General features: G+C 39.2%; 17 protein-coding genes. 13 read left to right on the plus strand and 4 right to left on the minus strand.

Annotation, left to right across the window (positions count from 1 at the left end; translation table 11 throughout):
* Nucleotides 1-70: 70 nt before the first annotated feature.
* The 9 genes from DF947_RS17825 to asnS all read left to right on the plus strand — a co-directional run bounded on the left by DF947_RS17825 (nucleotide 71) and on the right by asnS (nucleotide 10,914).
* Nucleotides 71-910: an MBL fold metallo-hydrolase gene (locus tag DF947_RS17825; RefSeq protein ID WP_109931441.1), complete on the plus strand. Its 840-nt coding sequence runs from the start codon at nucleotides 71-73 to the stop codon at nucleotides 908-910.
* Nucleotides 910-1,470 carry a GNAT family N-acetyltransferase gene (locus DF947_RS17830; protein ID WP_158526291.1) on the plus strand — a complete coding sequence of 187 codons (561 nt, stop codon included), beginning with the start codon at nucleotides 910-912 and terminating at the stop codon, nucleotides 1,468-1,470. Before DF947_RS17825 ends, DF947_RS17830 begins: the two co-directional genes overlap by 1 nt.
* Nucleotides 1,471-2,296: 826 nt before the next feature.
* Nucleotides 2,297-2,656, plus strand: a complete 360-nt coding sequence (locus tag DF947_RS17835) for a hypothetical protein (RefSeq protein WP_109931445.1) — start codon at nucleotides 2,297-2,299, stop codon at nucleotides 2,654-2,656.
* A 255-nt stretch (nucleotides 2,657-2,911) separates the two neighbouring features.
* A complete protein-coding gene (locus tag DF947_RS17840) occupies nucleotides 2,912-3,439 on the plus strand; it encodes a ferritin (RefSeq protein ID WP_109931447.1) in 528 nt (175 codons plus the stop codon).
* Nucleotides 3,440-3,881: 442 nt separating this feature from the next.
* Complete coding sequence (locus DF947_RS17845; RefSeq protein ID WP_109931449.1) at nucleotides 3,882-5,330, plus strand: circularly permuted type 2 ATP-grasp protein; 1,449 nt, start codon at nucleotides 3,882-3,884, stop codon at nucleotides 5,328-5,330.
* 9 nt (nucleotides 5,331-5,339) lie between these two features.
* On the plus strand, nucleotides 5,340-6,275 hold the full coding sequence (locus DF947_RS17850; protein WP_109931451.1) for an alpha-E domain-containing protein: 936 nt from the start codon (nucleotides 5,340-5,342) through the stop codon (nucleotides 6,273-6,275).
* A 53-nt stretch (nucleotides 6,276-6,328) separates the two neighbouring features.
* Entirely contained in the window at nucleotides 6,329-7,315 is a 987-nt protein-coding gene (locus DF947_RS17855) for a transglutaminase family protein (protein WP_109931453.1), read from the plus strand.
* Nucleotides 7,316-7,621: 306 nt separating this feature from the next.
* Nucleotides 7,622-9,268 carry a M28 family metallopeptidase gene (locus DF947_RS17860; RefSeq protein ID WP_109931455.1) on the plus strand — a complete coding sequence of 549 codons (1,647 nt, stop codon included), beginning with the start codon at nucleotides 7,622-7,624 and terminating at the stop codon, nucleotides 9,266-9,268.
* 197 nt (nucleotides 9,269-9,465) lie between these two features.
* The gene (gene asnS, locus DF947_RS17865) at nucleotides 9,466-10,914 is read left to right on the plus strand and encodes an asparagine--tRNA ligase (protein ID WP_109931457.1); all 1,449 of its coding nucleotides are present in this window, start codon (nucleotides 9,466-9,468) and stop codon (nucleotides 10,912-10,914) included.
* Between the two features lie 267 nt (nucleotides 10,915-11,181).
* Here the strand turns inward: asnS and DF947_RS17870 are convergent, their stop codons facing one another.
* A complete protein-coding gene (locus tag DF947_RS17870) occupies nucleotides 11,182-12,834 on the minus strand; it encodes an FMN-binding glutamate synthase family protein (RefSeq protein WP_109931459.1) in 1,653 nt (550 codons plus the stop codon).
* 83 nt (nucleotides 12,835-12,917) lie between these two features.
* Between DF947_RS17870 and DF947_RS17875 the strand changes: the two genes are divergently transcribed.
* The 3 genes from DF947_RS17875 to DF947_RS17885 all read left to right on the plus strand — a co-directional run bounded on the left by DF947_RS17875 (nucleotide 12,918) and on the right by DF947_RS17885 (nucleotide 19,876).
* The gene (locus tag DF947_RS17875; RefSeq protein ID WP_109931462.1) at nucleotides 12,918-13,538 is read left to right on the plus strand and encodes an L-threonylcarbamoyladenylate synthase; all 621 of its coding nucleotides are present in this window, start codon (nucleotides 12,918-12,920) and stop codon (nucleotides 13,536-13,538) included.
* Nucleotides 13,539-14,018: 480 nt separating this feature from the next.
* Nucleotides 14,019-18,947 carry a T9SS type B sorting domain-containing protein gene (locus DF947_RS17880; protein WP_109931464.1) on the plus strand — a complete coding sequence of 1,643 codons (4,929 nt, stop codon included), beginning with the start codon at nucleotides 14,019-14,021 and terminating at the stop codon, nucleotides 18,945-18,947.
* An 8-nt stretch (nucleotides 18,948-18,955) separates the two neighbouring features.
* Nucleotides 18,956-19,876: a PorP/SprF family type IX secretion system membrane protein gene (locus tag DF947_RS17885; protein WP_109931466.1), complete on the plus strand. Its 921-nt coding sequence runs from the start codon at nucleotides 18,956-18,958 to the stop codon at nucleotides 19,874-19,876.
* Nucleotides 19,877-20,928: 1,052 nt separating this feature from the next.
* On the opposite strand, the gene DF947_RS22305 is transcribed toward DF947_RS17885, so the two are convergent.
* Nucleotides 20,929-21,069, minus strand: coding sequence for a hypothetical protein (locus DF947_RS22305; RefSeq protein ID WP_158526292.1), 141 nt, complete (start codon nucleotides 21,067-21,069; stop codon nucleotides 20,929-20,931).
* 102 nt (nucleotides 21,070-21,171) lie between these two features.
* On the opposite strand from DF947_RS22305, the gene nhaA reads away from it, so the two are divergent.
* Nucleotides 21,172-22,326, plus strand: coding sequence for a Na+/H+ antiporter NhaA (nhaA, locus tag DF947_RS17895; RefSeq protein WP_109931471.1), 1,155 nt, complete (start codon nucleotides 21,172-21,174; stop codon nucleotides 22,324-22,326).
* A gap of 572 nt (nucleotides 22,327-22,898) precedes the next feature.
* On the opposite strand, the gene DF947_RS17905 is transcribed toward nhaA, so the two are convergent.
* Nucleotides 22,899-23,168 carry a hypothetical protein gene (locus DF947_RS17905; RefSeq protein ID WP_109931475.1) on the minus strand — a complete coding sequence of 90 codons (270 nt, stop codon included), beginning with the start codon at nucleotides 23,166-23,168 and terminating at the stop codon, nucleotides 22,899-22,901.
* Between the two features lie 134 nt (nucleotides 23,169-23,302).
* On the minus strand, nucleotides 23,303-23,986 hold the full coding sequence (locus DF947_RS17910) for a hypothetical protein (protein ID WP_109931477.1): 684 nt from the start codon (nucleotides 23,984-23,986) through the stop codon (nucleotides 23,303-23,305).
* Nucleotides 23,987-24,001 lie beyond the last annotated feature (15 nt).

Raw genomic sequence — 24,001 nt, forward strand, 5'->3', positions numbered from 1 at the left:
ACAGGTTTTTTCTATTTTTAACCAGGCTTACATTCCATTTTACATCTTACCTATACCATTTTACGTTAATATGAAACTCCACACCATAAATACAGGCTTATTCAAACTCGACGGTGGCGCAATGTTTGGCGTTGTACCTAAGGCAATTTGGCAAAAAACAAATCCTGCAGATTCAAATAACCTATGTACCTGGGCGATGCGATGCCTTTTAATTGAAGATGGAAATCAGCTCACTTTGGTTGATACAGGAATTGGCGACAAGCAGGATGAAAAATTTTTTAGTCATTATTATTTGCATGGCGATGATACAATGTATAAATCATTAGCGAATTTAGGTTTCAGTAAAGCTGATATTACCGATGTATTTTTAACCCATTTACATTTCGACCACGTGGGCGGAGCCATAGTTCGCGATGGAGAGAAACTTATTCCCGCTTTTAAGAATGCAACATATTGGAGTAACGAAAAACATTGGGCTTGGGCAACAGAACCGAATGCCAGAGAAAAAGCATCATTTTTAAAAGAAAACATCTTACCGATTCAGGAAAGCGGACAGATAAAATTCATCGAAGAAAAGGAAAATATCGAATGGCAAAAAGGAATTAACATCAGCTTTGCTTACGGACATACCGACGCCATGATGCTTCCAAAAATAAGCTACAAAGGCAAAACCATTGTTTACATGGCCGACTTACTTCCGTCAGTAGGTCATTTACCCCTTCCCTACGTTATGGCCTATGATATGTTTCCATTAAAAACATTAACCGAAAAGCAAGCCTTTTTAGAAGAAGCAGTTGATAATAACTACATATTATACTTAGAGCACGACCCGGTTAACGAATGCTGTACCTTGCAAAGAACCGAAAAAGGCATTCGAGTGGCAGAAACCTTCAATTTAAGCGACATTTAATGATTCGCAATGCAAAACCTGATGATGCTAAAGCTGTTGCACCCTTAATTATTCAGGCTATGTGTGAGCTGGCAAAAAAATTCAGCCATACCACTGATGTGGAGAAAACCCTGGCACTGTTCGAATATTTTTTCAGTCAGAAAGACAATCAATACAGTTATGAAAACACTTTGGTTTTTGAAGAAAGTGGGCAGATTTTAGGTTCTTTGAATGCCTATGATGGTGGCAAACTTTCTGAGCTAAGGAAAACTTTCACCAATTATCTTCGGATACATAATAATTTAAAAGATTTCCAACCTGAAGAAGAAACCCATGCGGGTGAGTTTTATTTCGATACGATTAGTGTTTCGCCTTCTGCTCAGGGAGAAGGAATAGGGAAGCAATTAATTGATGCGGGAATTGCATGGGCTAAAGAACTCGGACATAAAAAAGTTGGCCTTCTCGTCGAAGTCGAAAATGATAAGGCTTCAAAACTTTATCAGAGTAAAGGCTTCGAAATTCAGAATAAAAAGAAATTCATGGGCGGTTTGTATCACCACATGATTTATCAAATTGCCTAAAGACGGTTGAAACGACATTTGGAAAATTATTTTTTATTTTATCCTATAACTTCCCACCAACCTATAGATTTCGCAATACCTCAATACAATAATTTCAACTCACCTTCAACCCTGATTAGTGGCTTAACCAAACTTCAGATTTATAATAAAGGTTGGTGTACTATCCATCTTTCCCTCAACTTATACGGTCTTATATTTCTTATATGGTTAATTTCCTAAAGCAGTTCTACTTATCCTATCAGTTAGCGTCTCACCAACCTATAGATTTCGCAATACCACAATACAATAATTTCAACTCACCTTTAACCCTGATTATGGCTTAACCAAACATCAGATTTATAATAAAGGTTGGTGTACTATCCATCTTTCCCTCAACTTATATGGTCTTATATTTCTTATATGGTTAATTTCCTAAAGCAGTTCTACTTATCCTATCAGTTAGCGTCTCACCAACCTATAGATTTCGCAATACCACAATACAATAATTTCAACTCACCTTTAACCCTGATTAGTGGCTTAACCAAATATCAGATTTATAATAAAGGTTGGTGTACTATCCATCTTTCCCTCAACTTATATGGTCTTAAATTTCTTATATGGTTAATTTCCTAAAGCAGTTCTACTTATCCTATCAGTTAGCGTCTCACCGACCGAATATGTCTTAACAAAAATCAGATTATAAAAAAAAATGTTGAACTACCCATCATTCCCTTAGTTTATATCATCTTACACTTCTTACATGGTTAATTCCCTGGAATATTGTAGCCTAAAATTTATTTCCACTTTTATTTGTATTTAATCTAAATAATAGCAATTTTTGCACTCGATGGAAAAAGCATGTGTAGACATTAACGAACTGATTAACGTATTCTCAAATACTCAAGGTTCTATTTATCAATCTGATAAGTTAAACTGCTTTTATGTTGATTTCGGAGGGAAATTTGCTCGCTATAATTGCCTGTCATTACAGAAACTAAAAAAGATAGTCGAGAATATCGATGTTGAAGCATTACTCTTAAATACGAACAGAGCCGATTTCGAGCTGGTAACTTTTAACGGTTGCGAACACATATATCTTTTAAGCGCTTTAGAAATTGTAGCATTGAAAGATTTACTTCACGGCACTTTTACCATGTTTAAACTTAACCACATGGTTAATGATTGCTTAAACAGATTGGTTTATTAAAGATCTTATCTTCTATTACACTGTTTTTCATCTTACATTTTTCATTCCCACCTTACATTTTCCATTTTCCATTTTCCACCTTACATTTTCCATATTACATTTCCCATATTACGTTTTCCATATTACATTTTCCCTTATTTAAACTCATTATAAATACCTACTTTACAGCAATTTAGACTAATTTCATATAGCAAATAGTTCACACAATCTAGATGATTAGGTGTTACATTTGTATTGTTATTAAAGCACAGAAACATGAAAGATCTAATGCGTATCAAATGTTTAATATCTCAGGATATTGAAACACTTTTAAATCAGCAAATTAAAAAAGAAGCTCACTCTTCTTCACTATATTTATCAATGTCGTCTTGGTGCGATCAAAATGGTTTCGATTTTTCGGCAGATTATTTTGCAAAGCAATCTGAAGAAGAAAGAGTGCACCAGTTAAAACTGTTTAAATACGTTTTAGATATGGGCGGTAATGCTGTATCACCTGAAGTAACAGGAATTAAAACCGAGTTTGCAGGTTTCAGAGAAGTTTTCGAAGATGCTTTGGAAGCAGAAATTGCAATTACCCAAAGTTTCAAAAACATAGCATCTAGATGCCACAAAGAACAGGATTTTGTAACAATGGAATTCTTAAACTGGTTCCTGAAAGAGCAACGTGAAGAAGAATACAAAGCACGTAGGGCATTAGAATTGTTCGAAGTAATTGGTGAAGAAGGAACAGGAAGATGGGAAATTGATAAACACGTAAATAAAATCACGTATTCAGAACAATAAACAACAAAACATATATTGAAAAAGCTGTCTTAATTATTTAAGATGGCTTTTTTTTTATCGGCCATTTCTACACACTCATAAAACAACAAAGCTTCCTTGGTTTTATCCTTGGAAGCTTTATTTAGTTTAGGTTGTTTGGTTTATGTTGATTATGAATATCCTGTTTTGAACGTTTTTATAAAAAAAGCGCCGTTACCAGCGCTTTTTTTAAACCAAATATATAATAATAATTAACGAGCATTACAAAAGTACAAACTTTATTCATATTAGCAAGTAATATTCACAAATAAATTAAAATATTTTATAAAATATTTATAAAACACTTTAAATGAGGTAAAAATATATAGACATGCTCTAAAAAAACTTGGTAAATTTATTTTTTTATACAATTAATACGACTTTTTACTTTCAAAATCATACTTTAAGGAAATATTTAAGTCAAATGATAGAAAATTTTATAAAAAATTACTTAAATCATCCAAACACTTACGATGAAATGTTCTTAAATGGTGATAATTATAGAAATCACTATTCAAATTTCATTAATAATTTCTCAAAAGAATCGCTTGATAACCTAAACAAAAAGGAAGAGTTGGCCAAAAAACTGTTTATGAGCCAGGGTATAACCTTTACCGTTTACGATAGTGGCGAAGGAATTGAGAAAATTTTTCCTTTTGATATCATCCCACGCATCATTACCTCAAGCGAATGGTCGTTTATTGAAAAAGGAATTAAACAAAGACTAAAAGCCTTAAACCTTTTTCTTAAAGATGTTTACAGTAACCAGTTTATCCTTAAAGATAAAATTGTTCCTATTAACGTTATTTATTCCTGTCCGCATTTCCTTCGCGAAATGCATAATGTGAATGTGCTTCACGATATTTATATCCACATTGCAGGCATCGATTTAATTCGCGATCACGATGGGACCTTTTATGTGCTGGAAGATAATCTCCGCACCCCCTCGGGCGTAAGCTACATGCTCGAAAACAGAGAAATTACCAAAAGACTTTTTCCTGATCTTATTCCGCAGTGTGGTGTAAGAAGTGTAACCGAATACCCGGCAATTCTATATAAAAACTTAATGGCACTTTCGCCACGAGCTGTTTCTAACCCAACAATAGTATTGTTGAGTCCAGGAATGTATAATTCTGCCTATTATGAGCATACCACCCTGGCCCGGTTAATGGGTGTCGAATTGGTAGAAGGACGAGATCTGGTGGTTAAAAACCAAAAGGTTTTCATGAAAACAACCACAGGTTTACAACAGATAGATGTAATCTATCGTCGTGTGGATGATGATTATATAGACCCTTTAGTGTTCAACCCAAATAGTGTGTTGGGCGTTGCAGGTTTGATGGGCGCCTACCGGAAAGGAAATGTGGCCATTGTAAACGCAGTTGGCAATGGCGTAGCCGATGATAAAGCGGTTTACACCTACGTTCCAGATATGATCAGATATTACCTGAATGAAGAACCCATCCTTAAAAATGTACCCACTTATCAATTAAGCAACCGCGATGAACTCGAACATGTGTTTGCCAACATCAATAAAATGGTGGTTAAAAAAACCAATGGAAGTGGCGGTTACGGAATGCTGATGGGACATGCCGCAAGCGAGCAGGAAACCGAAGAATACAAACTGGAAATTTTAAAAGACCCGAGAAACTTTATCGCCCAGCCAACCATCAGCCTCTCTTCTGCCCCATGTTTTATTAACGGCAAATTGGCGCCACGCAGAATAGATTTAAGGCCCTTTGCCTTAAATGGCCCTGATGGAATTTCCATTGTACCCGGCGGATTAACTCGCGTAGCGCTAAAAGAAGGCTCGCTGGTGGTGAACAGTTCGCAGGGCGGAGGCAGTAAAGATACATGGGTTTTAACTTCTTAGAATACAAATATGTTAAGTAGAGTAGCATCAAGCTTATATTGGTTAAGTAGATATGTAGAGCGCAGCGACGGTATGTTGCGCATGTTAAAAATAAATTATGCCTCATCTCAGGATACCATTCAGGAATTTACCTGGAAACCTGTCATTAGGATATTTTCTTCTGATGATGAAAACGAATTGTTGAATATTCAGCATGACAGTCGTGCCGTAATCGAATACCTTTTATTAAATCGTGAAAACCCAAATTCAATTTTAAACATCATTACCCTGGCCCGCGAAAATGCCCGAAGTGTTCAGGAACACATTCCGAAAGATTTATGGCAATGTTTAAATGAATACTACCACACCGTTAAAGACGAAAAACTGCTTTGGTATGTGCAAAAAGACGATCCGATTACGGCCTTAGATATCCTCATTAAGCAGGTAATGCTTTACCACGGAACAGCAGATAGTGCGATGGAACGCGGAGAAAGCCGAAGCTTTATGAAAATTGGCAAGCATCTTGAAAGAAGCATTCAATCCATAGATATTTTAGACATTAAATTTAGCTCCATAAGCACCAATCCCGATTTGTTAACGGATATCGCTTATTGGAAACACTTGCTTTTATCGCTGGGCGGATATGAGTTATACTTAAAAACTTATCGTCAGGGTTTTGATGCTAAAAACATCATCGAGTTGGTTATGCTAAACAACGATTTCCCCCGCTCTGCACTTTACTCCATGAACAATATCGAAAGGTACTTCGGGCGATTGAAAAGCGAAAACAACATCGAACATTACAATAATTTATCCTTTAAAATAGGTCGGTTGCGAAGCATGATTACCTACAGCTCGGTAAATACCATGGGTGAAGAAGAACTGCACAATTATTTAACGCAGATTAGAGCCGAACTTTTTGGCATTGGAAATTCGTTAAACGAATATTATTTTGCAAATTCATAAAGAAATAATCATCCCGATTAGTCCAATTACGAATAGAATTAACAAAAGCATATATGCCAATTTTTAAAATTAAACACATTACCAATTATAAATACGAGTTGCCTGTTCGGGATAGTGCAAACCAGATTATTTTATTCCCGATAAAAGACGATTTTCAAAAGGTGGTCAAACATGATTTGAACATCTCTGGGAGTCCCGAAATAGAAATATTTATAGATTACTATGGAAATGAGGTTGGAACATTTACCCAAAACGAACCACACACACAGTTAAAGATCTTTTCGAAAGTAAGTGTAGAAACTTTCCCTAAACCATTACCTCAAGACGATATGTTTAGCAGCGAACAGTGGAACGGTTTGGACTTAATAAAATACGAAGTTCCGTACATAGACTATTTACGTCAGGAAAGTTTTGATGGGATTGTGCAGTTAAAAGAAACCGCATTAAGCATCAGAGGTGCCGAAGATACACCTTACCAAACTGCAATAAAATATTGCGCTCATGTATTTCAGAATTATGAATACATAAAGGGAATAACGGCGGTTGATACAACAATTGAGGAAATTATGAAATTAAAGGCAGGTGTTTGCCAGGATTTTGCCCATGTACTAACTGCAATGCTACGTTTAACCGGAATCCCAGCTCGATACGTAAGCGGTTACATTTGCCCAAATCGGGATGGAATGCGTGGCGAAGGGGCTACACATGCTTGGGCAGAGGCATATTTACCAGAATACGGATGGTTGGGTTTAGACCCTACAAATAATTGCATCGCAAACGAAAACCATGTACGTTTGGCCGTGGGGAGAAACTTTACCGATTGTTCGCCGGTTAAGGGTGTTTATAAAGGCGGTTTCGAGCATATTATGGAAGTAAATGTTTCTGTAGGATACAACGATGAAGACTTTAACGATAACGAAAATTATTTCCAGCCGAAGGAAATCAACTATTCCAAACCATCAGCAACCCTTACTACGGCCAGAAAGCAAAATAGCTATCAGCAATATATGGAGGCAATCCAGCAACAACAACAACAATAATCAGAATTTAGCAGGATTAGATTCTTCATTAAAGTCATCGGATGAATACCTGCAGTTTGCTTATATTCATCCGATGACTTTTTATCAGCTCGATATTCTATCGAATTAATAGCCATTAAACTAATGAAGTCATCTGATGAATACCTGCAGTTTGCTTATATTCATCCGATGACTTTTTATCAGCTCGATATTCTATCGAATTAATAACCATTAAACTAATGAAGTCATCTGATGAATACCTGCAGTTTGCTTATATTCATCCGATGACTTTATTACTTTGCTTATTCTATTGAACCAATAACTAATATGAATAAAATTAAAACAGGACTTTTAGCAGTTTTAAGTATTACTGCATTATCCAATTGTAAAGAAGATAAAAAAGCAGAAAGCTTAGGCCCAATTGAATCAAAAACAATCAAATCTCATATAGCTGTTTTGGCAAATGATAGTTTACAGGGACGAAAGCCTTTTACCATCGGAGAAACCAAAACCGTAAATTACTTGTCGGCACAGTTCAAAAAAATGGGTATTGAACCAGGCAATGGAGAGAGTTATGTGCAGAAAGTACCCATGGTAGAAATCACTTCTACCCCATCTTCAACAATGGAAATTACTGGTGGTAAACAAAACGTCAGCTTAAAGGCAGTGGAGGATTTTGTAGCTTTTACAAGAAGAGAGCAAGATACCATTCAACTTAAAAATTCACCCTTGGTATTTGCAGGTTATGGCGTTGTTGCCCCAGAATACAAATGGAACGATTATAAAAATCTTGATGTGAAGGGAAAAACCGTAATTGTTTTGGTAAACGATCCCGGATTTAAGTCAAATGAAAAAGGATTTTTCAGAGGAGACACCATGACCTATTACGGCCGTTGGACATATAAATATGAAGAAGCAGCGAGACAGGGTGCCGCTGGAGTCATTATTGTTCATCAGACAGAACCGGCAAGTTATGATTGGTCGGTTATAAAAAATAGCAATACCGGCGCAAAGCTATATCTACAGGAAAAGGACAAGCACATGTCTAGATGCAAAATAGAAGGATGGATGACAGAGCAAGCGGCGGCTAAGTTATTGGCAAGTGCTGGTATTACGGGCGATATACGTGCGTATGCCCGAAAAAAGGATTTCAAAGCCGTGCCTTTAAATCTAAATGTTTCTGTAAACCTGAGCAATAAACTAAAATATGCCACTTCTCAAAATGTAATTGCTAAGATAAAAGGCAGCAAAAGGCCAAACGAATACATCATCTATTCAGCGCACTGGGATCATTTCGGCATTGGACCAAAAATAAACGGAGATTCCATTTATAATGGTGCTGTAGATAATGCAAGTGGTGTCGCCGCAATGCTAGGCGTAGCAAAAGCATTTCAGGATTCCAAAGAGAAACCAGAGCGATCAATTATATTTTTGGCCGTAACAGGCGAAGAGCAGGGCTTATTGGGTTCAGAATATTATGGCTCCAACCCCATTTACCCTCTAAATAAAACTGTAGCCAATTTAAATATGGATGCTTTAGGTTTCTATGGAAAAACCAAAGATGTATCCATCAAAGGAAAAGGCCAAAACGAGGTAGAAGATTATGTAGTTAAGGAATTAGAACAGAACAAAATGATTGCAGTGGGCGACCAAAGACCAGGTGCCGGAAGCTATTACCGCTCCGATCACTTTAATTTTGCAAAAGTGGGCGTACCGGCAATAGATATTGTAAACGGAGTGGAGAGTATTGCTAAAGGTGCGGATTATGGAAAAGCACAGAAAAAAGAATATAACGAAAAACATTACCACCAGCCCTCTGATGAATATAACGACAAAATGAATGTTGATGGCTTTGCCCAAATTGCAAACATTTTATTTAATGTAGGCTTTAAGCTCAGCAATGAAACTACATTTCCCGAATGGAAGAAAGGTTCAGAATTCAAAGCCATTAGGGATAAATCGATGGGAAAATAGTTAGGATTTAATCCGATCAAAAGCATTCTTTTGCTAGAACGATCAATTAACCAATAAACGATTTTAGCAATCAATAGGTTAAAGCAATTCCAACAACTAACCAATTTCCACAATTAACCGCTCCATCAATTAAACAATTTGCCAGGCTTAACATTCTAACAATTTTTCCTAAATTTGCGCCTTTTACAAATAACAATATGATTAAGAGACAGCAAATTAAAGATTTATTAAAATCGACAGCATTTGACACAGAGGTAACGGTTATGGGATGGGTTAGAACCTTCCGGAATAATCAGTTTATTGCATTAAATGACGGATCTTGCATGGGCAATATCCAGGTTGTACTAGATTTTAATAATTTACCAGAGGAGCTGTTAAAAAGAATAACAACCGGCGCTGCAATTGCGGCTACTGGTAAATTGGTAGAATCTTTAGGTAAGGGACAAAGCGTAGAAATTAAAGCAACAACTGTAGAAATTTTAGGGGATAGCGATCCCGAAAAATTTCCTTTGCAGCCTAAGAAACACAGCCTTGAGTTTTTACGCGAAATTGCGCACTTACGTTTCCGCACCAATACTTTTAACGCAGTTTTCAAAGTGCGTCATGCTTTAGCTTTTGCAATTCATCAGTTTTACAACGAGCGTGGTTTCGTGTATATGCATACACCGGTAATTACGGCAAGTGATGCCGAAGGGGCAGGCGAAATGTTTAAGGTAACCACTTTAGATTTCGACAATACACCAAGAACTGCAGATGGAAAGGTCGATTTCTCCGAAGACTTCTTTGCTAGAGCAACTAATTTAACGGTGTCTGGACAGTTAGAAGGCGAATTGGCAGCCATGGCATTCGGACAGATTTATACATTCGGCCCAACATTTAGAGCAGAAAACTCGAACACCACCCGGCACTTGGCAGAATTTTGGATGATAGAACCTGAGGTTGCCTTTGCCGATTTAGAAGACAATATGCAACTTGCAGAAGACATGATGAAGTATGTAATTAAATATGCTTTAAACAACTGCAAGGATGAATTAGAATTTTTAAATACACGCTTGGCAGAAGAAGATAAACAAAAACCTCAAAACGAGCGCAGTGAATTTACTTTGTTGGAGAAACTGGATTTCTGCTTGGCTAATGATTTTGAACGATTAACCTACACGGAAGCAATCAGAATTTTAAAATCATCTAAACCCAATCAGAAAAAACAATTTAAATATTTAATTGATGAGTGGGGAGCTGATTTACAAAGTGAGCATGAGCGTTATCTTGTTGAAAAACACTTTAAAAAACCGGTAATTCTAACGGATTATCCGGCAGATATCAAATCGTTCTACATGCGCCAAAATGAACCGGATGCAGAAGGAAGACAAACTGTTGCAGCGATGGACATTTTGTTTCCCGGAATTGGTGAAATGATCGGTGGTTCACAACGTGAAGAGCGTTTAGATCGCTTAACCAAACGCATGGAAGACATGAATATCCCTCAGGATGAACTTTGGTGGTATTTAGATACACGTCGTTTTGGTTCTGCACCACACGCAGGTTTTGGCTTAGGCTTCGAACGTTTGGTATTGTTCGTTACCGGCATGACCAACATCCGTGATGTAATTGCTTTCCCAAGATTCCCTAAAAATGCAGAGTTTTAAACCCCTAAATTCCCTAAAGGGTACTTTTATAAATTAATAAAAAACCGTTTGAGTAACTCAAACGGTTTTTTTATCTAACAATCAATCGTCATTTCGACTGGAGTGCAACGAAACGGAGAAATCTTTAAAATATAAAATATTCTGTCATCCGGAGGCACGAAGGATCTGATTCATCGGAGGCAGATTAACCAATCGGTTGTTGTCTCACCACCCATCTCAGCCAAATATTCTCAACAATCAAAATAATTATTCTTCAGCATATTATCCCTAATCATGCATGGCATCACCATATGGATTAGCATGTGCATAATCAATTGCCGAAACTTTATAATCTGTTGGAGCAAAGCTTTTTGAGCTGCTGAGCGCCATGCCCAATTCGAAACGGGTTGGATAAGGCGTTTGCAATAAACTTCCTGCCGGAATGTATGGAAAACTTTCCAGATAGGTTTGCATAACACTTGGGCTAACCCTTCTATTGATATAAGCCCGACTCAACTGACTCGTTTCTCTCAAGCCAGCAGCACCCAAAAGCTCTACTGCACTGGCCACCGTTAAGTTGTGGAAGTTTTTAACACGAACCGTTTTATCTTCTACAACCAAGCCCTTCATTAAACTTTGGTCTTGTGTAGCAACCCCTGTAGGGCAAGTATTACTGTTACATTCCAGCGCTTGGATGCAGCCTAGAGCGAACATCATGCCACGGGCGGCGTTGCACATGTCTGCGCCAAGCGAAATATTCTTAACCAAATCAAAACCAGTGGCTACTTTACCAGAGGCAATAATTTTGATGTGCTTTTTAAGGTCGAAACCATTTAAAACATCGTAAACAAAGGCAACACCCTCACGCAACGGCATCCCTACAGAATTTGAAAATTCCTGTGGCGCAGCGCCCGTTCCGCCCTCGCCCCCATCTACGGTAATAAAATCCGGATAAATTCCAGTTTCGATCATGGCTTTGCAAATGGCATAAAACTCACTCTTCCGTCCAATACAAAGTTTAAAACCAACTGGCTTACCATCAGATAAATCTCTTAACTTTTTAACAAATTCCAATAAGCCTATCGGCGTATTGAAGGCCGAATGTGCCGGTGGCGATAAAACATCCTTTCCTTCGGGCACTAAACGAATCCGGGCAACTTCAGGGGTTACCTTTTTTGCAGGCAACATACCGCCGTGTCCTGGCTTTGCGCCCTGAGACAGTTTAATTTCGATCATTTTAACCTGATCCGTTTTCGCCCGCTCAGAATAAGCTTCATAATTAAAGGTGCCATCGGCATTGCGGCAACCAAAATATCCTGTACCAATTTGCCAGATTAAATCGCCCCCCGGCTGGCGGTGATAATCACTGATTCCGCCTTCACCCGTATTATGGGCAAAGTTGCCCATTTTGGCGCCACCATTTAAGGCTAAAATTGCGTTCTGACTCAAAGACCCAAAACTCATGGCCGAAATATTATAGATACTCGCCGAATATGGTTTTTTACAATCCGGTCCGCCTACCAAAACCCTAGGATCTAAATTTAATTCGTGATGGGAAATGGCGGCAATACTATGGCTCAACCATTCATAGCCATTATCGTAAACGTTCAATTGCGTTCCAAAAGGAATGGTATCATTATCTTTTTTTGCCCTTTGATAAATTAGCGAACGGTTTAAACGACTGTACGGCGTTCCGTTGGTATCGCTTTCTACAAAATATTGGTAAACCTTTGGACGAAGTTCTTCCATGAAATACCTCAAACGTCCAAAAACCGGGTAATTTCTAACAATACTGTGTTTTGGCTGATATAAATCGTACACACCTAGAATTACAAACGGACCGGTAAAAATAAATGTCCACCATAAAAATGGATGATAAAGGCCCAACATTATGGTTAAGGCAACTAAAAATGCGGCAATCGCGACGAAAGCTTTTCTCATAATTATAGATTAGCGTATGTTTTGTTAATGCAAAGATTAGGATTATTAAACAACTGACACCATTAAATTGTTATTTTTACGCTATGCTTATTAAGATCTATCCAGAAAACCCCAACGAAAGAGCCATCGAACAAGTGGTAGAAGTTCTGAGAAAAGGGGGAATCATCATTTATCCTACAGATACGATTTATGGTTTGGGCTGTGACATTACCAATCCAAAAGCAATCGAAAAAATTTGCCGTATTCGTGGCATAAAACCCGAAAAGGCCAATTTTTCTTTTATTTGCCATGATTTAAAGCACATTTCTGATTTTATAAAACCCATTGACAATACAACTTTCCGAGTTTTAAAAAAAGCGCTTCCAGGGCCATTTACATTTATCTTCAATGCAAACAACAATGTTCCAAAGCTTTTAAGCTCCAACAAGAAAACAGTTGGTATCCGTGTTCCAGATAATAACATCGCCCGCTGTATAGTAGAAGAACTGGGAAATCCCATCCTATCCACTTCAATTAAAGACGACGATGAATTGATTGAATATTCGACCGATCCGGAATTGATCCACGAAAAATATGAAAATCTGGTCGATTTGGTGATTGACGGCGGCTATGGAGATAATGAAGCATCAACTGTAGTGGATTGCACCAATGGAGAATTGGAAATCATTCGGGAGGGTAAAGGAAATATCGACGATTTTCTGTAAAAAAACAATCAAAAAAAGCCTTTCTACTCAATTCTCAATTAATTTTATCCACATTGGATTAAAATAAACTAGAAATATATAAATTTATATTTTCATTTCCTGATTACGCAATCATTTTTATCAAGCAAGCTCCTGATTTAACATCCTTGTAATATTAAATTAATACTAGCCCCCTATTTTTACATCCTAATCATCCCATATGACGACACAATTACTTCAATAAGGCTGTCATCCAGCAAAAAATCGTTTGCTATGCAAATTGGTTTCCCTTAATATTTTCAGTTAAAGCAGTAATCTCCCACATGGGATAAAATACCTGTGAATATTTAAATCGTCCAACAACCATCCTTATTCCCTCTTATGTTAAAACGCTACCACTTCAGATTAAAATCTTAATCAAAATCTTCATTAATAGCATTTTTTGCTGAACATCATGATCAAATAAGATTATAAAACATTTTATATCCCTATAAAATTTATATGAAAAAACTTTTACTATTATCTCTATTATTTACCCTGTATTTCTCTGGAACGTCGCTAGCACAGATAGCCACTTGGGATTTTACCGGGCAATCTACCCTTGCAACCTCTACCGCATCATCTTCAGATCCAGGCTTGGCCAGTGTTCCGGTTTTAACACGCGGAGCAGGTGCAGTTGCCAGTGCAGGAAACAATTCATTCAGAACGGTTGGATTTCAAAACAATGGCATTTCTGTTGCAAACACAGATTATTTTCAGGTTACGATCGCCGCCTCTGCGGGCAATAAAGTTTCTTTGTCTTCTCTAGATGCACTTTTTGCCGGAACAGCTACTTACTATGCCAATGCGGGTGTAAGCTCGCAATATGCATATAGTTTGGATGGAACAAATTTTACATTAATTGGTGCTCCATCTGCGATTACAAGTGCAACAATAGCACCCAACGCTGCCCCAACAGTAAATTTATCAGGCATTACTGCATTACAAAATGTTGCATCCGGAACCACAATAACCATTCGCTATTATGCCAGCGGACAAACCGCAACGGGTGGATGGGGATTCAATTCCCCTGCAGCCGGAAGACCGGGCTTTAGCATCGGTGGTACCGTTACCACATCCGGAACGGTTGATACCACACCACCAACCAATGCAAGCGGTTATCCAAAAACGGCTTCGATAACGAGTACAACCGTTAACTTGCTCAGCAACATTAACGAAGCAGGAAATACTTATTACGTATTAATTCCGGCAACCGGAACGGCACCAAGCACTACAGCCCAAATAAAGGCCGGAAGAGATGGAAATAATGTGGCTGCATTTAAATCTGGCACAATTACAAATTTAGCCAATACAGACGCAACTGCAACCATTACGGGCTTAACACTGTCTACAGCTTACAGAATTTACACTGTATCAGAAGATGGTGCAACAACACCGAATGTACAAACCAGCTTTACCACTTTAAATTTTTCTACGCTTGGTGCTGCGGATATAACGCCTCCTGTTAATGCGGCCAATTATCCTAAAACCAGTAATGCAACCCTAACTTCGATTGATTTTACACACAACATCAACGAAGCAGGAACAACCTATTATGTATTGTTACCATCTGGTTCAACCGCCCCAACACCTGCTCAGGTAAAGGCTGGCCAAGATGCTACAGGCGCCGTTGTAACAAAATCAGGTTCGTTAACCAATGTTGCCAATGTAGATGCGACAGCAACCATTAGCGGTTTATCATCAGGAACAACTTATACCTTATATGTTGCAGCTCAAGACAATATTGGAAACCTACAAACGGCGGTTGCAAATTTAGATGTAACCACAACCAATCCTCCCTTGGTAAGTGCGCCAATAATCATCAGTCAATACTACGAAGGCACTTCGGTAAATAAATGGATCGAATTAACCAACCTAAGTAATGCGCCTATAAACACGGCCTCCCCTCAATTAAAACTAGCTTTATACAACATTTCTGGCGATGCTGGAAACATCAACATTACCGGAGCGCCATCTCAGATTGTAAATTTAAACTTTACCATTCCAGCACGGGGAAGCGTTTTATTGGGCAACACCGGCAATAGTAACACAGAAGTTCCATACCTAACTACCGCTAGTGCTGTATTGAATAGCAATACCGTAATCAATTTTAATGGTAATGATGGCGTTGCGCTTCTAGATGCAAACAACAATATTATCGATGCCTTCGGACAAGGGGTAAATGCGAAGGATGTTTCTTACGTAAGAAGTTTAAATGTAACGGCACCAAGTCCAGCTTATATTGATGATGATTGGACCAAAACCCCACTTGCTACCGTACAAAACGCCATTGATGATGATGATGTAAATAGATTGGGCGTTCATTTTCCGCCAAATTTACCACCATGTGCCGCACCTTCAAACCCTGCTACGGCATTGGTTTTCAGCAGCGTAACCACAAACAGCATTTCGGCAAGTTTTACAAAATCTACTGATGCAAACGAATATTTAATCATCAGAAGCTTAAATACAACCTTATCTGCACTTCCTGTTGATGGAACAGTTTACACGGTAGGTTCGGCTTTTGGAGGCGGTGTTGTAGCCAATAGAATTGTAACCAATACTTTTACGGATAATGCCCTCGCCGATGCAACAAGCTATAGTTATTTTATTATTCCCTTAAATAACATTTCATGCACCGGCGGACCAAAATATTTAACCAGCAATATTTTAACAGCTCGTCAGGCTACAAAAGCATTGTTGCCATGTGCAACACCAACTGCACAACCTACAAACTTTACCGTAACCTCATCAAATTACAATTTTATTCAGGCTGCATTTACGGCATCTACCAGCGCAGATGAATATCTCGTGGTAATGAGCACAACGAATACTTTATCTGCCGCTCCGGTGAATCAGACCACATATGCGGTTGGCGATCAATTAGGTGGTGGTATCGTAGTTAAAAGAGGAACCGGAAATACTTTTATTAGAAACGGATTAAGCCAAAACACCAATTACTATTTCTTTATTTATTCAATTAATAGTGCATGTAGTGGAGGCCCATTATACTTAACCGCTCAACCGCTCTTGGGCAATTTAAAAACAGGAATTCTAGATGTAAACAAGCTGAATTTTTATTATGGAAACCTACACAGCCACAGCAGTTATTCTGATGGAAACAAAGACGATTTAACTAAAAAACCAGAGGATGATTATGCTTTCGCCAAAAATTCGATGAATCTTGATTTCCTGGGCATATCCGAGCACAACCATACACAAGCAGGCATGTCTTTAGCCAGCTGGCAACCCGGTATTGATGCGGCCAAAAAAGCAACAACCTCTACATTCGTTGCCATGCACGGAATGGAATGGGGCGTAATTAGTGGTGGCGGACACGTAATTGTTTATGGAATTGATTCCTTAATTGGATGGGAATCTGGAGAGAATCAGATTTATGTTCCTAAAAGTGTATATACGGGCCCGACGGGATTATTTAGAATCATCAACAGATACGGATTAAATGCGGTGGCAACCTTGGCGCACCCAAACACAACAGACTACAATAATATTTCAGCCACTTACGATTTAAGTGCAGATAGTGCAATTGTTGGAACGGCGCTAGAAAGCGGACCGGCATTTTCAACCAATGTAACTTATTCAGACCCGGCAAGCTCGATGAGTTACTTAAGTTATTACAATCGCATGCTGGCCAAAGGCTATCACCTGGGGGCGAGTATCGATCATGATAATCACAATTTAACTTTCGGAAGACACACACGGGCACGATTGGTTGTACTTGCTCCTGCACTTACTGAAAACGATTTGCTTGATGCAATCAAAAAAATGCGTTTTTATGCCTCGCAGGATTCAGCGGCAAAAATCGTTTTCACCATAAATAAACAACCTGTTGGCAGTGTATTTAAAACAGCTGGCGCACCACAAATTGAAGTCAGCTCCATTACCACAAGTCCGGTAACAAGCATTAAAATTATTTATGGAACACCCGGAAGCGGTACAAACCCGGTAGAATTAACGGCTGGCGCTTCAACAAGTTTAACCTATACGCATAATGCATTGACGAATTTAGCTACAGGTTATTATTATGCTGATATCGTAGAAGCCGATGGAAGTAGAATTATAACTTCGCCCATTTGGTATACCCGTGATGATGCAGTTGTAAAAAAAGCACAGAACATTACCTTCGCCGCAACAAGAACAGCAACGTATGGCGATGCCGATTTACCCGCAGCTGCGACAAGTGATAATACAAACATCAACATTACCTATACCAGCAGCGATACCAATATTGCAACAATCACCAATACAGATATCCACATTGTAAAAGCAGGTACGGTTACCATTACAGCGAACCAGCCGGGCGATACATTTTACAATCCGGCTGTAGCCAAGCAACAGGTTTTAACCATAAACCCAAAAACCATTAATGTTACGGCCGATGCGAAAACTAAAATAGAAGGAACGGTCGATCCTCCACTTACCTATATCTCTACTCCTGCATTGTTAGGATCAGATACGTTTAGTGGCGCATTGGTTCGCGTGGCTGGAGAAACAGGGGGCGATTATGCCATTAACCAAGGCACTTTGGCCATCAATGCCAATTATGCAATAAACTTTAAATCGGCCAACTTTCACATCACGCCTAAACCGGTGGCAACCATTTCTGGCAATACGGCACTATGCATCAACAGCACCGCTCCAACAATTACCTTTACAGGTACAAAGGGAACCGCACCATATACCTTTACCTACAACATTAACGGCGGAACAAACAGAACGGTTTCCACAACCGGAACAAATACTACGGCTACGGTTACCGCAACAACAAGCGCAGTGGGCAATTTTGTGTATAATTTGGTGAGCGTGGCTGATGTAAATACCAGTCAGGCGCAAACGGGTACGGCTACGGTAACCATCAATCCACTTCCGGTGGTGTCCATTAGCAGCAATAAAGGCCTATCAATTTCTAAGGGCGATGTCATTATTTTAACAGCAACAGGAGGCAATCAATACAGCTGGACTGGTAGCGAAATCATTAGCGGACAAAGCACTGCAACAGTAACCATTAGGCCAAAGCAAACTGGCACTTATAAAGTTACCGTAACCAATACCAGCGGCTGCAGCATCGATCAAACCATCAGCATAACCGTAATTGATGATTATAAACTGGATGCAAGTAATGTGGTAACACCTAATGGGGATGGAATAAACGATAAGTTTATCATCAAAAACATCGATTATTATCCTAATAATACCCTTAAGATTTTCGATAAGGCTGGTCGGGTTTTATATACCGTGCATACTTACGCCAACGATTGGGACGGAACAATTAACGGAAGTCCACTTGCGGAAGGAACGTATTATTACATTCTGGACTTAGGCAGCAACTTAGGCAACTTTAAAGGTTTTATTAACATCATTAGAGACTAATTAAAAACATGAAAGCAATTACAAAAAATATAAAGCAAATTAGTCGCTTAACCCTCTTATTTGCAGCGAGCACCTTAATATTTAACAAAGCAAACGCTCAGATTTTACCTTTAAATGCACAGTATTTTCAAAATAAGTATTTGGTAAACCCATCAATGGCGGGTGTAAACGAAGGCTTTAACATCAATGGAAGTTTTAGAAAGCAGTGGTCCAACATTCCAGGCGCACCGATTACACAAAGCGTAACTTTAGATCAACAAGTAAATAAAGTTGGCTGGGGGGTAAATTTCTACAACGAAAAATCGGGAGGTATCCAGCGTACCAAAGCCGTAGGAACGTTTGCCTATCACCTGCCCTTGAATGGCGAAGATCAGAAATTAAATTTCGGAGTCTCTTTTGGCGCCAGTCAGGATAAACTGGATTTGAGCAGTATTAGAAACATCGATTTCAACGATCCATCAATTGCCCGTTTTAACGATAGAGGTTATTATTTGGATGGAGATTTTGGAGTTTCCTACACTTCTAACGGATTAAATATAGAAGGAGCAGTTCCAAACATGCGTTCTGTATTCAGAAATGATGATTTAAGCTTTGCCGATAAACCCACATTTTATTCTGCCATCAGCTATAAATTTGCCTTAGGAACAGGCTTAAACGGAATTACTTTAGAGCCCAAAGGCGTTTTTAGAGGAATCAAAAATTACGATAATTTATGGGATGCGGGCATCAACGCCAATTTTGCAAATGATAAATTATACGTGATGGCCATGTATCACAATACCGAAAATGCAACGGTTGGCTTCGGAATGAACTATAAATCGACACTTTATTTTATGGCCTATTACAATACGGCAACTTCGGCCATCAGTGGATATACCGATGGAGATTTCGAAATCAATGTAAGGGTAAACATTGGCAAGAAACCATAACATGTCGTCACTCTGAACTTGTTTCAGAACCTTAGCCTTAAAAGTTAAGCCACAGATTCGCAGATTTAAAAATCCAAGAATCTGTGGCTTTTTTCTTAAAATTAATACACTCACCTCGCAATAATGGATTGGTCTACTTAAAGAAAAACACCCCGCACTACGGGCACCCCTCCAAAAGAGGGGAATTATAAAGCGCTTGGATCCCCCACATTCTAATATCCTTCCCCTTTAAGGGTGGAAAATTGGGAACTCCAAATAATAGCTCCCTCTCCTTCGGAGAGGGTTGGGGTGAGGAATTAACCACCCCGCCCCTCCTAAATTAAGAGTGGGAGTTCCCCTCATAGTCTTTAACCCTTGAACTGAAATTAACTCCAAAAAAGGAATATAAGCACCTAGGTTTTTCTGCATCATGCTACCTTCACCCTTCAGGGGGAAGGTGCCCACCGGGCGGATGGGGGTTTTTGCACCCTACCTTCCGGCATAGGAAGTGCTGGAAGGAGAAAACGTTAAAGCTTTGCAAAAACGTTCAATCCACCACAGCCCAAGGCATCACCTCCTTCCCGATCTTTCGTCGGGAAGGAGGTGATGCCGCTCTAAAAGCTTTGACGAGTTTATCCGACATCAGTTCCAAGCCTTTCAATTATGCCCTATTGTTTAAGGCTTAATGGAGGGCATGCTTTCGCTGCGCTCAGGTTTTTTACTTTTTTGATCAAGCAAAGAAGTAAGTGTCCCTCGACGTCGGTGAGCCGAGAAAAGAAACATTTTTGGGATAAGGGAAACCATAAAAGCATTAAGATACGCGGATGACGAGATGGTCTAACTTCAAGAGAAACACCCCGCCCTACGGGCACCCCTCTAAAAGAGGGGAATTATAAAGCGCCTAAATCCCCCACATTCTAATATTCTTCCCCTTTAAGGGTGGATAAATTGGGAACTCCGAATCATAGCTCCCTCTCCTTCGGAGAGGGTTGGGGTGAGGCTTTACTACCTTCACGCTTCAGGGGGAAGGTGCCCACCGGGCGGATGGGGGTTTTTGCATCCTGCATTCCGGCCTAGGAACTGCTGGAAGGAGAAAACGTTAAAGCTTTTGCAAAAACGTTCAATCCACCACAGCCCAAGGCATCACGTCCTTCCCGATCCTTCATCGGGACTTGTGATGCCGCTCTAAAAGCTTTAACGAATTTATCCGACATCAGTTCCAAGCCTTGATTTTTGTTTCTTTTTATAAAGAAAAAGAAAAAAGCCCTCGGTGGCAAACCGTAACAAAACAATAATAATTCCTTATTTTTACAACAATGGCTAAAATCATCAACTTAGAAGTATTCAAGCGTTTTTTCAAATCAGAACAAATCGGCGGATTTATACTTTTAACCTTCGTGATCATTTCCTTAATCCTTGCAAATACAGCCTTTAAAGAAAGTTTCGCCAATTTCTTGGAAATCAAATTGGTTTTTGGGCCGGTAAATTACAGCATTCTGGCTTGGATTAATGATGGATTAATGGCTGTTTTCTTTTTATTGGTCGGTTTAGAAATCAAAAGAGAATTAATTGAAGGCGAGTTATCCTCAACTAAAAGTGCAACCTTACCCGTAATTGCTGCGCTAGGCGGAATGCTTGTTCCTGCAACCATTTATTTCCTCTTCAATAAAGGAGCGGGTACCGCTTCTGGATGGGGAATCCCAATGGCCACAGATATTGCATTTGCCTTAGCCATCATTGCCATGCTTGGAAAAAATGTACCCACAAGTTTGAAAATATTTTTAGCCGCTTTGGCAATTGTAGATGACTTGGGTGCGATATTGGTCATTGCCATTTTTTACACCAATGAAATTCATTTTGAATACCTGGCAATGGCTGGAGGAATTTTCATTCTACTAAGTTTAATGAATTATTTCGGCGTAAAAAACCTTTTCTTCTATATCATCCCTGGAATATTCCTTTGGTACTTCATTCATCATTCTGGTATTCATGCTACAGTTGCCGGGGTGCTTCTGGCTTTTACCATTCCCACAAATGAAACAGATGTTTTATCGCCTTTAGAAAAATTGGAGCACTTTTTAACTGTTCCAGTCAATTACATCATTATGCCAATATTCGCCTTGGCAAATACCAACATTACCTTTCAAAAAGAAATGATTTCGGGTCTGATCTCTCCGCTCGGACTTGGAATAATTATCGGTTTATTTGTCGGTAAAACGATTGGCGTAACTTTTTTCAGTTGGCTTGCCGTAAAACTTAAGTGGGCAGATTTACCAACTGGAGCTGGCTGGAAACATATTTTAGGCTTGGGCATGTTGGCCGGAATCGGCTTCACGATGTCGATTTTTATTGCCCTGCTTTCTTTTAGTGAAGCACTGCACATTGCTGAAGCAAAGTTTGCCATATTAACCGCATCGGTATTATCGGGCGTGGTTGGTTTTGTATTTTTGAAATCGGTGAAGAAAGTTTAAGCGATCACAAAAACCATCATTGCTAGGCCGGACATGAGCGAGCCGAAGCAATCCCCCTTGCCATCCTGAGTTTACGAAGCATCTCCAACCTAATAGCACTTCCTCTAAATAAGCACCAGCCCCTAGCTACCTTAAACATCTTTCTTACCACCAACAATGAACACCAACCATGAACGGTCATCCTCAGCTTGACTGGGGATCTTAATGCAATAATAAGCACCGTCATTGCGAGGATGGACATGAGCGAGCCGAACAATCCCCCTTGTCATCCTGAGTTTACGAAGGATCTCCAACCTAATAGCACTTCCTCTAAACAAGCACCAAACAGGAACGATCTTAAACATCTTTCGTACCACCAACTATGAACGGCCGTCATCCTCAGCTTGACTAGGGATCTCAATGAACTTAAAAAGCCACCGTCATTGCGAGGATGGAAATGAGCGAACTGAAGCAATCACCCTTGTCATCCTGAGCATACGAAGCCATAGCCAGCGCTTTAAAATTCCCGCCTATGCGGGAATAACCACCGCCCGATTCAAATCATTTTTCCTTGCAAAGCACAATCTGAGCAACTAACCATAAATACTAAGCAAAATCAGCCAGGTAACAAAGCCAACCGGCGCCAACACACCCGCACTTATAAAAAAAGATTTCACAAACGCTTTCTTACCCAGCACTAAAAAAACAATTGCTGTAACCAGGTTTAACATCACGTGAAAAAAAATACATACCCCCATCCCTACAGCGATGCTAAATCCCCTGTCTGCTACAGCGCTGGTGCGGACAATTAGTAAAGCATATACAGCAAATACCAATAAGTTTATCCCGATGATTTTGAACATAATTTGGTTTTTTATTGTTCATGACTAGCTTCAAATGAAGCACTTACCTATTCCTAAGCATCAAACCGATAAAAATGTTTTAATCAACGGGATTTAATTGTCAGCCTCTGGCTCCGAGACTATAAAATCAATCCTTATGATCCGAACGGCATCTTCAATAACTGCCTGATTGTGGCAACCGTTGAAAGCAAAACCAATGGAACCAATACAGCGGGCAATAAAATAAAGGGAAAATAGCCTAACGCAACATTAGGCTGCTCAAAGCCGAATAAAACAAACCTTGCTGGTAAAGAAAGAATAGCCGATGAAACTACGTTAAGCAACAACGCCAGACAAACCAGGTTCCATGTTATAATAACCCATTTGTTCAGTTTCTTGTTCACAAATCCAAAGTAGTAAATAAACGGAGCGGAGATCCCGGAAAAGACATCAAAATTCCGCCCGTGGAAGGTCATAGCCTCAGGAACGCCTTTGCTTAAGTAGAGCCAAAACAAAACCAATTCCACCGGTATTCGGATCACATGGAAAACAGTTAATGTAGGAAGGTTCAATCCATCCAGAAAAGTTCTTCCGCTTTTGGTTACCAGTCTTGAGATCAGAAACAACAGTGGTGGCACAATCAGAAGCGGGAAGCGTTCGGTGAGCGTATTCGGGTCTTTGTAGAAACCGCTTATGGCCAGTATCGATTGAAGTAAAATCCAGAGCAAAAGTGCTGTTAAGAAAGTTCGTGAATAATTAGTAGCCCGGTAAAATAACCAGATGGCAATTACAACAGTAATACCGAATGTTAAATAAACATAAATTGGTAAATGTTCCATGGTCTTGTTTTTAAG

Source organism: Pedobacter paludis (genome assembly GCF_003173575.1).
Lineage (GTDB): Bacteria > Bacteroidota > Bacteroidia > Sphingobacteriales > Sphingobacteriaceae > Pedobacter > Pedobacter paludis.

Coding starts and splice junctions, on each gene's coding strand:
- DF947_RS17850 (WP_109931451.1), top strand. CDS start 5,340: ATGTTAAGTAGAGTAGCATCAAGCTTATATTGGTTAAGTAGATATGTA.
- DF947_RS17840 (WP_109931447.1), top strand. CDS start 2,912: ATGAAAGATCTAATGCGTATCAAATGTTTAATATCTCAGGATATTGAA.
- DF947_RS22305 (WP_158526292.1), bottom strand. CDS start 21,069: ATGTCGGATAAATTCGTTAAAGCTTTTAGAGCGGCATCACAAGTCCCG.
- DF947_RS17860 (WP_109931455.1), top strand. CDS start 7,622: ATGAATAAAATTAAAACAGGACTTTTAGCAGTTTTAAGTATTACTGCA.
- DF947_RS17835 (WP_109931445.1), top strand. CDS start 2,297: ATGGAAAAAGCATGTGTAGACATTAACGAACTGATTAACGTATTCTCA.
- DF947_RS17875 (WP_109931462.1), top strand. CDS start 12,918: ATGCTTATTAAGATCTATCCAGAAAACCCCAACGAAAGAGCCATCGAA.
- DF947_RS17905 (WP_109931475.1), bottom strand. CDS start 23,168: ATGTTCAAAATCATCGGGATAAACTTATTGGTATTTGCTGTATATGCT.
- DF947_RS17855 (WP_109931453.1), top strand. CDS start 6,329: ATGCCAATTTTTAAAATTAAACACATTACCAATTATAAATACGAGTTG.
- DF947_RS17825 (WP_109931441.1), top strand. CDS start 71: ATGAAACTCCACACCATAAATACAGGCTTATTCAAACTCGACGGTGGC.
- asnS (WP_109931457.1), top strand. CDS start 9,466: ATGATTAAGAGACAGCAAATTAAAGATTTATTAAAATCGACAGCATTT.
- DF947_RS17830 (WP_158526291.1), top strand. CDS start 910: ATGATTCGCAATGCAAAACCTGATGATGCTAAAGCTGTTGCACCCTTA.
- DF947_RS17885 (WP_109931466.1), top strand. CDS start 18,956: ATGAAAGCAATTACAAAAAATATAAAGCAAATTAGTCGCTTAACCCTC.
- DF947_RS17910 (WP_109931477.1), bottom strand. CDS start 23,986: ATGGAACATTTACCAATTTATGTTTATTTAACATTCGGTATTACTGTT.
- DF947_RS17845 (WP_109931449.1), top strand. CDS start 3,882: ATGATAGAAAATTTTATAAAAAATTACTTAAATCATCCAAACACTTAC.
- DF947_RS17880 (WP_109931464.1), top strand. CDS start 14,019: ATGAAAAAACTTTTACTATTATCTCTATTATTTACCCTGTATTTCTCT.
- DF947_RS17870 (WP_109931459.1), bottom strand. CDS start 12,834: ATGAGAAAAGCTTTCGTCGCGATTGCCGCATTTTTAGTTGCCTTAACC.
- nhaA (WP_109931471.1), top strand. CDS start 21,172: ATGGCTAAAATCATCAACTTAGAAGTATTCAAGCGTTTTTTCAAATCA.